The sequence below is a fragment of the Methyloglobulus morosus KoM1 genome, from assembly GCF_000496735.2.
In the GTDB taxonomy this organism is placed as follows: domain Bacteria; phylum Pseudomonadota; class Gammaproteobacteria; order Methylococcales; family Methylomonadaceae; genus Methyloglobulus; species Methyloglobulus morosus.
In genome coordinates, this window is sequence record NZ_AYLO01000031.1 from 1 (window position 1) to 8,511 (window position 8,511).

Below are 8,511 nucleotides of genomic sequence, written 5' to 3' on the forward strand. Positions count from 1 at the left end.
GACGGAACACGATGGTTTTGGGCGGGTATGACCTTTTATGGCAAAAATGCAACAATTGCTCCATCACTTTTTTGTAGGGACTTTCTTGTTGTGTGACTATCATATTCAGTACCACCCATTCTTAATTCTGGTCGATTAATATTCATAAGCTTATACAGTGTAGCAAAAAAAACCACATTGACACTCTGTCAACCGCTAATAATGTGCTACCCTATGCCCCGTTTACCAAGAGGTTAGACCATGCAAGCGACGATAAAATGGGTGGATGGCGTGATGTTTGTCGGCGAGACCGGCAGCGGACATGCCGTCGTGATAGACGGCCCTCCCGACCATGGCGGACGCAACATGGGGGTTCGCCCCATGGAATTGTTGTTGTTGGGCGTTGGCTCGTGCTCATCGTTTGATGTCGTGCAAATCTTACAAAAAGGCAGGAATAACGTCACTGGCTGCGTGGCTGAAGTCACGGCGGAACGGGTTGATGCAATTCCCAGCGTGTTCAGCAAGATACACCTGCATTTCTCCGTTAGCGGTAAGGGCTTGAAAGCGTCCGCAGTCGAGCGGGCGGTGAAACTGTCTGCAGAAAAATATTGTTCTGCCTCAATCATGTTGAGCAAGGCAGTGGAAATCACCCATGATTTTGAAGTAATCGAGGTTTAATGCGTTGAATAAATTGCAATTGCACGGCTTTAATAATCTCACGAAGTCGTTAAGTTTCAATATATATGATATTTGCTATGCCCCAGCCCAACAACAGCAAGCTTATATCGAATACATTGATGAAGCTTATAATGCTGACCGATTGACGCAAATTCTCAAGGATGTGGCTGATATTATTGGTGCCCAGATCTTGAATATTGCCCATCAAGATTACGACCCACAGGGCGCCAGTGTGACCATGCTAATCTCTGAGGGCGATGTAACACCGCCACCGAACATGAACAGCCAGACCCCAGGGCCATTACGCGACACTGTCCTGGCGCATCTGGATAAAAGCCATATTACTGTACACACCTATCCTGAAAGCCACCCCGACAACGGCATCAGTACATTTCGTGCAGATATTGACGTATCGACCTGTGGCCGGATTTCGCCCCTGAAAGCCTTGAATTACCTCATCCACAGCTTTGAGTCAGATGTTGTTACCATGGATTACAGGGTGCGTGGCTTTACCCGCGATATTACCGGCAGAAAGCACTATATCGACCATAACATTACGTCCATCCAGAACTACATTGCCCAAGATACACAAGAAGATTATCAAATGATTGATGTGAATGTGTATCAGGAAAATATTTTCCACACCAAAATGATGCTCAAGGAAACTGAACTTGAGAACTACCTGTTCGAGAAAGAAAGCAACTTATCTGAGCAACAAAAAGCCGAGATCGAAAAAAAGCTCAGAAAAGAAGTGACCGAAATCTTTTACGGGCATAATTACCGCCGCAAAAAAATTAAACTCGCCGACCCTTTGCCGTAAAAAGCCCCTTTGAACACCTTGAACTCACGCCATAGTTCAACCTTTCGACAACGCTTTGCCAGACAAATCATTGCGAACGCCATGCTAATTACCCGATAGGCACATTATGGCGATTTACGCGATTGGCGATGTCCAAGGTTGCTACGACGACCTCCTAAGGCTGCTCGACGCCATCCCGTTCAATGAACACAGAGACCAGCTTTGGTTTGTCGGCGACTTGGTTAACCGTGGGCCAAAATCGCTCGAAACCCTGCGGTTCGTAAAATCCTTAGGCACTGCCGCGATTACCGTTTTGGGTAACCATGATTTGCACCTGCTCGCCGCCTCGTGCTTACCGCCATCCTCCAATACCAAAACAGCACTCGACCAAGTGCTGGCGGCACTTGACCGTGATGAATTAGTCGATTGGCTAAGGCATCGCCCCTTGTTTTATCACGACAACAATTTTTGCATGGTTCATGCAGGCATCCCTCCGCAATGGGATTTTGACCAGACCCAAAAAATGGCCCGCTTAGTTGAAAAAGAATTACAAGGCAAGGATTACAAAAGCCTTTTGAAAGCCATGTATGGCGACAAACCCGATATTTGGTCGCCGTTATTACGTGGTAAGTCCCGATTGCGGTTTATTATCAATTGCTTTACCCGAATGCGTTACTGTGGCGCCGACGGTCGGCTGGACTTGAATTTTAACGGCCCTCCTGGATCGCAACCCGCTGACCTAATGCCCTGGTTTACCGTGCCGAAGAGAAAAAATTCAACGATGAAAATTGTATTCGGGCACTGGTCTAGCCTAGGGTACTACGAAGGCGAAAATTGTTTTGCCATTGACACGGGATGCTTGTGGGGCGGGCAGTTGACGGCATTGAGGCTGGGGGAGCAAGTGCAACGGTTTAGTATTTGCTGCCACAAAACCTATACCTAAAGCTTGTTTTGTGCGTCTATTTTCTAGCTATTTTTACTAATTTTTTGCATTCGTATCGCGCCAATTGCTGCGCCTCATTTTTGGGCTTCAACCCTTTCCCTTATCAAGCTTGCGCCCATAAAGAGGGGCTCAATGCGTTGCGCAGTTAATCCTCAACATACTCCGGGCAGCGCAATCGCCGATGCCCGGTAATTTTTGCCATCCACAAACCAATACGTTTAGATGTCATGAATCTCTGCATATAAGGCATGATATTCATTAGTTAATTTATGCTTTGGCACATAATGCACCAAGGGCATGGATACGGAATGCGACTCCCTGACCTTGATGGAAGGCGAAATCATTGAGCCAAATACCGGCAAGCCTTCTGCAACCAATGCTTCCACCAGTTGATTGGGTAGGTTGGCCTGTTTTTGGTACTGGTTGACGATAATCCCTTCAATTTCCAATTTTTGGTTGTGGTCGGCTTTGACTTCTGCAATGGTTTGCATCAAGATGTATAAGGCTTCCCTGGAAAAACTGTCGCAATCAAATGGAATCAAGCATTTATCGGCGGCAATTAGCGCAGAATGGCTGTAAAAATTGAGGACGGGCGGCGTATCCAGGTAAATGCTTTCAAATCCGGTTAGCTCATCCAATGCATCCCTCAGCTTTAAGACTTTCATGCGCGATTCCAAACGGGCTTGTAACGGCTCAAGATCGGGATGCGAGGGAATGACATACAAATTAGGGAAGGGCGTTTCGTGGATTGCATGCTCAAGCCCAGCATTGCTGTTGGTGCCAAAGAGCGAAAGGCTCAAGCAGTTTTTAAAATACAGGGCGATGGTCTTGTCGCTATCTGTCACCTTCTTGCCTAACAAATACTGCGTAGAATTGCCTTGAATATCCAGGTCAATTACTAAAGTCTTTTTCCCCTTGACGGCGTTAATAGCCGCTAGGTTACAAGTAATCGTCGATTTCCCCACACCGCCTTTCTGGTTAAAAATGACTCTACGCATATTATTTCCCCCGTTGAATCAAGTAGATGAAAACTGCATTATAGGACTAAAGCTGGTAATATCAAATTCTGGTAAATGATTTGCCGTGACAGGCCGGGCATTCCGGAATCTGGCTAGGTTGTTTGAAGGCGATTTCCTTGCCGCATTGGTCGCAGGTAAACGTGCCTGGCAAGGTCACTTCACCGCTTTGGTATTGATGGTGTTTGGCTTGCTCGCCCAGTTTCGCAAGTTCGATGCGGGTTTTGTCAGCCAAGCTAAGAAAGGCATCTAACGTAAAATTTTCAATCAAATCAATATCAAACTTGAACCATTCCGAAAGCGTATTTTTGTCCTGATGCTCGGGCAAGCCGTGTGCGGCGCTTTCAATATCGCGCTTTAGGGCATCGGAAATGGTGTCGATTTCCTCTACGGTCAGGCTACCCACACGGCCAATCTTTTCTTTGGCTATCTCCAATGCATCCGCCATCGAGTGCAAAGTATTGTCCATCGCAATATAAAGGTGCTCCATCAAGTCCGTGTAAGCAGTAACAAATTTATTTTTAGCCATAATGCGACTCCTGAAAATGACACTTTAGATTTGTGCGTCGGTACGGTATTCTACCGCTTTTGACCGACTGAAGACGATAAGGATGCAGGAAATTTATCAACCGCTTGATATAGAGCAAAAAGTACAACAACTTTGGGCGGAATCGGGGACGTTCAAGGCGACGGAAAACCCGTCCACCGAGAAATATTATTGCCTGTCCATGTTCCCTTATCCCAGCGGCAAACTGCACATGGGGCATGTGCGTAACTATACCATCGGCGACGTCATCAGCCGCTATCAACGCATGTTGGGCAAGAATGTCCTGCAACCGATGGGCTGGGACGCCTTCGGCCTACCCGCCGAGAACGCCGCGATGCAGCACGGCGTACATCCTGCCGACTGGACCTACAGCAATATCGACTACATGCGCGACCAGCTCAAGCGACTGGGCTTCGGTTACGACTGGGACAGGGAAATCGCCACCTGCGATCCGGATTACTATAAGTGGGAACAATGGTTTTTCCTGAAGTTGCTCGAAAAGGGGTTGGCTTATAAGAAGACCGCCCCCGTCAATTGGTGTCCGCACGACATGACCGTCTTGGCGAACGAGCAGGTCATCGACGGCTGCTGCTGGCGTTGCGATACCAAGGTCGAGCGCAAGGAAATCGCCCAATGGTTCTTGAAGATTACGGCTTATGCCGATGAACTGCTGCAATCGCTCGATACGCTAGACGGCTGGCCGGAGCAGGTCAAGACCATGCAAGCCAACTGGATCGGCAAAAGCTATGGCGTACGGTTTGCGTTCCCTTATCACCTGGACGGCAAAGACGACAAACTATGGGTGTACACCACCCGCGCCGACACCATCATGGGCGTTACCTTTTGCGCCGTGGCTGCGGCACATCCTTTGGCCATCCATGCCGCCAAGGCCCATCCCGAATTGGCTGAATTCCTCAAAGAATGCGAGCAGAGTGGGACGGCAGAAGCCGATATGGCGACGATGGAAAAGAAAGGGATGCCGACTGGGATAAACGTTACCCATCCGTTAACAGGCGAACAAATCCCCGTTTGGGTGGGCAACTACGTCCTGATGAGTTATGGCGAAGGCGCGGTCATGGCTGTGCCTGCGCATGACGAGCGGGATTTTTATTTTGCAAATAAGTACAAACTACCAATTGTTCAAGTTTTACATCGCAAAACAATTGATTTCGGTTTCGACGTTTCTGTCGGTTTTGGTGATGGCTCAGGCTATGGTGGAGGTAGCGGCGCAGGCGCTGGATATGGTGATGGAAGCGGGAGCGGTGAAATTGATAGGGTTTTTGAGCAGGGACATTGGCAGTCATGGTATGCAGCTAAAGATGATTTTATGGTCTTGGTCAATAGTGGAAAATATAACGGACTTAATCCTAAAGAAGCGGTCGATGCCATCGCCGCCGACCTGAAAGCTAAAGACCTCGGCGACAAACAAGTACAATTCCGTTTGCGCGACTGGGGCGTGTCCCGCCAGCGTTATTGGGGCGCACCGATTCCGGTCATCTATTGCGACGATTGCGGCACCGTACCCGTGCCTGAAAAGGACTTACCCGTCACGCTACCTAAAGATGTGGTTTTGGACGGTTCGCAATCGCCCTTAGTCGCCCATCCAACCTTCTCGCTTACCACTTGCCCAACCTGCGGTAAAGCGGCGCGGCGCGAAACCGATACTTTCGACACCTTCATGGAATCGTCCTGGTATTTTGCCCGTTTTGCCTGCAACAAAGCGGATAAGATGCTGGATAACGAGGTCAACCATTGGCTTCCTGTTGACCACTACATTGGCGGCATCGAACACGCCATCCTGCATTTGCTCTACTCCCGCTTTTACACCAAATTATTGCGCGATGAAGGCTTGGTAAGCTGCGACGAACCGTTCAAGAAATTGCTGACCCAAGGCATGGTGTTGAAAGACGGCAGCAAAATGTCGAAATCCAAAGGCAATACGGTTGACCCCCAAAGCCTGATTGACCAATACGGTGCGGACACGGTGCGCCTGTTCATCATGTTTGCCGCACCGCCCGAACAATCCCTGGAATGGTCGGACAGCGGTGTGGAGGGCGCTTCAAGGTTTTTGAAACGCTTATGGAAGCAAGTGTATCAACACGTAATCGCCGGCGTTGCCAGCCAAGCCTTGGATAAGGGAACCTTATCGCCCGAGCAACAAACCGTTCGCCGCCAGTTACATCAAACCATCCAGAAAGTCACGCACGACATGGGCGTTCGTACCATTTACAACACCGCCATCGCGGCAAACATGGAGTTGTTGAACACCTTGTCCCGGTTTGAGGATGAATCCACCAATGGCAAGGCCATCCGCCAGGAAGCGTTGGAAGCCATCGTACTCATGCTGTCGCCCATCGTGCCGCATATCTGCCACCAGTTATGGCTGGATTTGGGTCATCAGGAAGCAGTGGTCGCAATGCCTTGGCCGCAACTCGACGAAACGGCCTTGGTGCAGGATGCTATCGAATTCGTCCTACAGGTCAACGGCAAACTGCGTAGCAAAATGACCGTACCGGCTTCGGCTTCTAATGGGGACATAGAAAAAGCGGCGTTACTGGATGAGCATGTGACGAAATTCATAGCCGACCATCCTGTCAAAAAGGTCATTATCGTTCCCAAAAAACTGGTCAATATCGTCATTTAGGAGCCAAATGTGCAGAGAAAAAAATCATTTGTCTTGACTGTCATCATGCTATTAACGGCGTGCGGTTATCATTTACGCGGCGCGTATGATTTACCCAAAGGGATGAAAAACGTCTACATGGAAGGCGGCTCGTCAACCTTACGCGAGCAATTCGACAGCGCCCTGAAATCATCATCCGGGCAACTGGTTGACTCGCGCGACAAAGCCGATGTGGTATTGCGAATTTTCCAAGACGAAATTGAACATCGCTCCTTATCATTAAGCGCAAGAGGCCGGTCGAATGAAATTGAACTGGCGGGGCATCTTGAGTTTCAATTAGTCAATGCCAAACATGAAACCCTAATAGCCCGCGAACCGGTAGACTTTAGGCGCGCCTATTTTAACGACCAGCAGGACGTCATTGCCAAAGGCAACGAGGAAACCGTCATCCTAAAAGAAATGTATCAGCAGGTGGTCAGGACGATTATAAGCCGAGCCCGTTCGGTATTGGAAACTCAAGGCAAATAGTATGCAGATCAAGCCCCAGCAGTTGGCGGGTGCTTTGCAAAAAAATATCGCCCCCGTCTACTACCTCAGCGGAGACGAACCACAGCAATTGGGTGAACTGGCCGATGCCATCAGGCAATCGGCAAAACAGCAGGAATACACGTCACGGGAAATTTTCTTTGCCGACAAGGCTTTTGACTGGAAACAACTGAGCGTTTCCGCCGACAATTATTCCATCTTTGCCGACAAAAAAATTCTCGACCTGCGCTTGCCGTCGGGAACGCTAGGTACGGATGGCGTAAAAGCATTGACGACCTATTGCCAACACCTTCCTGAAGACACCTTATTGCTGGTTACGGCAGGAAAAATCACCAAGGACGCACAAAAGTCTTCCTGGTTCCAAGCCATCGATAAAGTCGGCTGTATTGTCCAAGTTTGGCCGTTGACGGGGCAGGAACTCCTGCGTTGGATTCAAGACAGATTGCAACAGCGCGGGATAACGGCCGAGCCAGGCGCAGTGAAAATCCTGGCCGACCGCATGGAAGGTAATTTACTGGCCGCCGCCCAGGAAATCGAAAAACTGTACGTCTTGTTCGGCGCAGGCAAACTCAATACCCAGCAAATCCTCGATGTCGTGGCCGACAATTCCCGATATGACGTCTTTAAGCTGGTGGAATCCGCCTTGACTGCACAGCCCGATAAAGTGCTAAAAATATTATTCTCGCTGAAAGCCGAAGGCATTGCCTCCGCGATTGTGTTGTGGGCACTCATGCGGGAAACCCGAATCCTGATTAGCTATAAAGCCGCGCAAAGCCAGGGCGAAAAAGAGCTCATCCTGAAAAAAAATGGCGTTTGGGGTGAACGCAAACAGCTTATTGACTCCTCATCAAAAAGGCTTACTCATCCTGAACTTAATAATGTCCTGGTGTTAGGTGCCAAAGCGGACAGGCAGATTAAAGGCCAACAACGAGGGGATGCTTGGGAGACGTTGTTGGAAGCGTGTTTGGGGTTGGGGTCGGTTTTGGTATTTGGTAAGACGGGATAGATGGGTTTTGGAATTCAAATTGCCCCTCTCCCCTTGTGGGAGAGGGTTGGGGTGAGGGGAATTTAAAGTGTCGCTACCGCGACGATTGATTGAATGCCAGTTCCCGCACTGGCGGGCGGGATACTTTTCTTTGCGCGGATGAGCGACATGGATGTTGTGAATGCGGAAAATGCAGGAGCACAATCCGCCAAAGAAAAGTATCCAAAAGAAATCCGCCCGATGCCGCTTACTTCCTGCGCTTCTCGCATTTACCGGGGGTTGTCAAAAGGGACTTCCCTGTCCCTTTGACAACGTGCGGCATCCCTGCCGCACCCCTAACGGGCTATTCCCGATAAATGCTCCGATGCTCGGCGCGGCATACGGGAGATGGCGGG

At 49.4% G+C, this 8,511-nt stretch carries 9 protein-coding genes; 7 read left to right on the plus strand and 2 right to left on the minus strand.

The features are described 5' to 3' along the window. The first annotated feature begins 240 nt into the window (after nt 1-240). From MGMO_RS04280 to MGMO_RS04290, 3 genes are all read left to right on the plus strand, one after another. Nucleotides 241-657 carry an OsmC family protein gene (locus tag MGMO_RS04280; RefSeq protein ID WP_023493805.1) on the plus strand — a complete coding sequence of 139 codons (417 nt, stop codon included), beginning with the start codon at nt 241-243 and terminating at the stop codon, nt 655-657. A gap of 4 nt (nt 658-661) precedes the next feature. Continuing rightward, nucleotides 662-1,477: an adenosylmethionine decarboxylase gene (speD, locus tag MGMO_RS04285; RefSeq protein ID WP_023493806.1), complete on the plus strand. Its 816-nt coding sequence runs from the start codon at nt 662-664 to the stop codon at nt 1,475-1,477. 106 nt (nt 1,478-1,583) lie between these two features. After that, nucleotides 1,584-2,399, plus strand: coding sequence for a symmetrical bis(5'-nucleosyl)-tetraphosphatase (locus MGMO_RS04290; RefSeq protein WP_023493807.1), 816 nt, complete (start codon nt 1,584-1,586; stop codon nt 2,397-2,399). Between the two features lie 218 nt (nt 2,400-2,617). Here the strand turns inward: MGMO_RS04290 and MGMO_RS04295 are convergent, their stop codons facing one another. Both MGMO_RS04295 and MGMO_RS04300 read right to left on the minus strand, forming a co-directional pair. Further along, entirely contained in the window at nt 2,618-3,397 is a 780-nt protein-coding gene (locus MGMO_RS04295) for a ParA family protein (RefSeq protein WP_023493808.1), read from the minus strand. A 61-nt stretch (nt 3,398-3,458) separates the two neighbouring features. After that, a complete protein-coding gene (locus MGMO_RS04300; RefSeq protein ID WP_023493809.1) occupies nt 3,459-3,944 on the minus strand; it encodes a zinc ribbon-containing protein in 486 nt (161 codons plus the stop codon). A gap of 82 nt (nt 3,945-4,026) precedes the next feature. Here MGMO_RS04300 and leuS point away from each other — a divergent pair, with 82 nt between their 5' ends. From leuS to MGMO_RS04320, 4 genes are all read left to right on the plus strand, one after another. Next, nucleotides 4,027-6,606 (plus strand): leucine--tRNA ligase, encoded by a 2,580-nt coding sequence (gene leuS, locus MGMO_RS04305; protein WP_023493810.1) that lies wholly within the window; start codon nt 4,027-4,029, stop codon nt 6,604-6,606. Between the two features lie 9 nt (nt 6,607-6,615). Beyond that, complete coding sequence (locus MGMO_RS04310) at nt 6,616-7,113, plus strand: LPS-assembly lipoprotein LptE (RefSeq protein WP_023493811.1); 498 nt, start codon at nt 6,616-6,618, stop codon at nt 7,111-7,113. Between the two features lies 1 nt (nt 7,114). Beyond that, nucleotides 7,115-8,137 (plus strand): DNA polymerase III subunit delta, encoded by a 1,023-nt coding sequence (gene holA, locus MGMO_RS04315; protein ID WP_023493812.1) that lies wholly within the window; start codon nt 7,115-7,117, stop codon nt 8,135-8,137. 93 nt (nt 8,138-8,230) lie between these two features. Continuing rightward, on the plus strand, nt 8,231-8,425 hold the full coding sequence (locus MGMO_RS04320; RefSeq protein ID WP_036306839.1) for a hypothetical protein: 195 nt from the start codon (nt 8,231-8,233) through the stop codon (nt 8,423-8,425). Nucleotides 8,426-8,511: the final 86 nt, after the last annotated feature.

Bases quoted from the DNA above. Each gene is read 5' to 3' on its own strand.
- MGMO_RS04280 (WP_023493805.1), top strand. From the start codon at position 241: ATGCAAGCGACGATAAAATGGGTGGATGGCGTGATGTTTGTCGGCGAG.
- MGMO_RS04290 (WP_023493807.1), top strand. From the start codon at position 1,584: ATGGCGATTTACGCGATTGGCGATGTCCAAGGTTGCTACGACGACCTC.
- MGMO_RS04295 (WP_023493808.1), bottom strand. From the start codon at position 3,397: ATGCGTAGAGTCATTTTTAACCAGAAAGGCGGTGTGGGGAAATCGACG.
- MGMO_RS04300 (WP_023493809.1), bottom strand. From the start codon at position 3,944: ATGGCTAAAAATAAATTTGTTACTGCTTACACGGACTTGATGGAGCAC.
- leuS (WP_023493810.1), top strand. From the start codon at position 4,027: ATGCAGGAAATTTATCAACCGCTTGATATAGAGCAAAAAGTACAACAA.
- holA (WP_023493812.1), top strand. From the start codon at position 7,115: ATGCAGATCAAGCCCCAGCAGTTGGCGGGTGCTTTGCAAAAAAATATC.
- MGMO_RS04320 (WP_036306839.1), top strand. From the start codon at position 8,231: ATGCCAGTTCCCGCACTGGCGGGCGGGATACTTTTCTTTGCGCGGATG.